The organism is Peribacillus sp. NPDC058002 (genome assembly GCF_042886655.1).
Lineage (GTDB): Bacteria > Bacillota > Bacilli > Bacillales > DSM-1321 > Peribacillus > Peribacillus aracenensis.
Window position 1 is genome coordinate 1 of record NZ_JBHVQU010000440.1, and the last position, 1,938, is coordinate 1,938.

Below are 1,938 nucleotides of genomic sequence, written 5' to 3' on the forward strand. Positions count from 1 at the left end.
GCAATATATATCACCGGATGCCGAGGCCAGTCAGTCACTAATCAATGAAGGGTGCATGATTCATGGGAAAATTGAACATTCTGTTTTATCCTATAATGTACAGGTAGGCTATGGGTCAACCATAAAAGATTCAGTCATCATGCCAAATGTCACTATTGGTGAAAACGTTCATATAGAAAGAAGCATCATAGCCAGCAATTGTGTTATAGAAGATGGTGCAGTAGTTGGCAATTCAGCGATTACATCCGATATTACCTTAATTGGTGAAAATCAAACCATTATCAATCCAAACAAAAAAAAGATCACTCTTAATTAGAAAAAGGGGAAGATGCTATGGAAAATGTGTTGGGTATTATTAACTTAATCAATGAAAGACAACATTTAAAAGATCTCACTGCTCACCGAAATGTAGCATCTGTGCCATTTGGTGGACGCTACCGTTTGATTGACTTTACGATGTCGAATCTCATTAATGCAGATGTATCAAAAGTAGCCGTTTTCCCAAAAGAAAAGTATCTTTCTGTTATGGATCATCTTGGCTCAGGTAAAGAATGGAACTTGGCTCGGCGTTCAGGAGGCTTATACATCTTGCCCCCTATCCATCCGGATGAAACGGTAACGGGTGATATGAAACAATTTCATGATCATCTCAGTTTTTTCGAACGTGCAGAGGCAGATACTGTCATCATTTCCCCTGGAAGCCATGTATGCAAATTGGATTTTAATGAAGTGCTTGATTATCACAAAAAACAAAAAGCGGATATCACGGTCGTATATAAGGATTATGTAGGGGAATTGATTGAAAAACCAATCTATCACACATGCTCGGTAGATAAGGATGAAGACATTACGGACATTAGCTTTTATACCATCCCTAGACCTGGTGACCATGTTTGTCTAGAAACCTTCGTCATAAGTAAAACGCTATTGGTGAACTTAATCAAAAGCTGTGTTGCCAGTGGGGAATACGACTTTTTGAAAGACGCTGTGAAAGCAAATCTTCATCGCTTTACAGTCAAAGGCTATAATTTTACTGGAGATATGCCATTCATCCATTCCATTGAAAGCTTTCATTCCAGTAATATGAATTTCCTGAATCCTTCGGTAATCCGTTCTTTCTTCGGGGATACTTGGGATGTTTATACAAAAATCAAACATGAGGCACCAACCAAGTATTCAAGTTCTTCGAAGGTTGCCAATTCATTAATAGCCAATGGTTGTGATATTGAAGGGACTGTCGAAAACAGTATACTCTTCCGTGGGGTAAAGGTGAAAAAGGGTGCGATTATAAGAAATAGCATCATTATGCAAAAAGGCGTGATTGAAGAAGGAGCCATCGTTGAAAATGTCATAACTGATAAAGAAGTGAGAATTACTAGTGAAAAATCAGTTATTGGTTTAAAACAGCCTACTGTAATAAAAAAAGCGGAAGTAATTTAATAGAGGAGGTGCGGCAATGAATGTTGTATTTGCTGCTTCAGAATGCGCCCCTTTTATAAAAACGGGAGGGCTCGGAGACGTTATAGGAGAGCTCCCGAAAGCGCTGAAAAAACAGGGAGTCCATGTAAGTGTCATTCTTCCTAAATATGGGGATCTTCCTGACCAATTCAAACAGGAATTGGAACATATGACGAGTATTGAAGTTCCTGTGGGTTGGCGCCAGCAATTCTGTGGCATCGAAAAACTTGTTGCTAATGGAATTACATATTATTTCTTGGATAATGAATATTATTTCAAAAGACATGGTAGTTATGGTTTCTTTGATGATGGCGAGAGGTTCGCCTTCTTTTCCCGTGCAATTTTAGAGGCTTTACCCTATTTAGGAGAAAAGCCGGATGTCATACACTGTCATGATTGGCAAACGGCCCTTGTCAGCGTTTTGCTGAAAGCTCATTATAGTAACCATCCATTCTATCAAGATATTAAAACGATATTTAC

General features: G+C 38.6%; 3 protein-coding genes. All 3 read left to right on the forward strand.

The genetic code is table 11. The features are described 5' to 3' along the window. The coding region (locus ACFVSH_RS26080) for a GlgC family sugar phosphate nucleotidyltransferase (RefSeq protein WP_483878315.1) at nt 1-316 on the forward strand (316 nt) is incomplete at its 5' end. 17 nt (nt 317-333) lie between these two features. Further along, nucleotides 334-1,440: a glucose-1-phosphate adenylyltransferase subunit GlgD gene (gene glgD, locus ACFVSH_RS26085; RefSeq protein ID WP_260288303.1), complete on the forward strand. Its 1,107-nt coding sequence runs from the start codon at nt 334-336 to the stop codon at nt 1,438-1,440. 16 nt (nt 1,441-1,456) lie between these two features. Next, on the forward strand, nt 1,457-1,938 hold a 482-nt coding region (locus ACFVSH_RS26090; RefSeq protein ID WP_387708692.1), incomplete at its 3' end, for a glycogen synthase.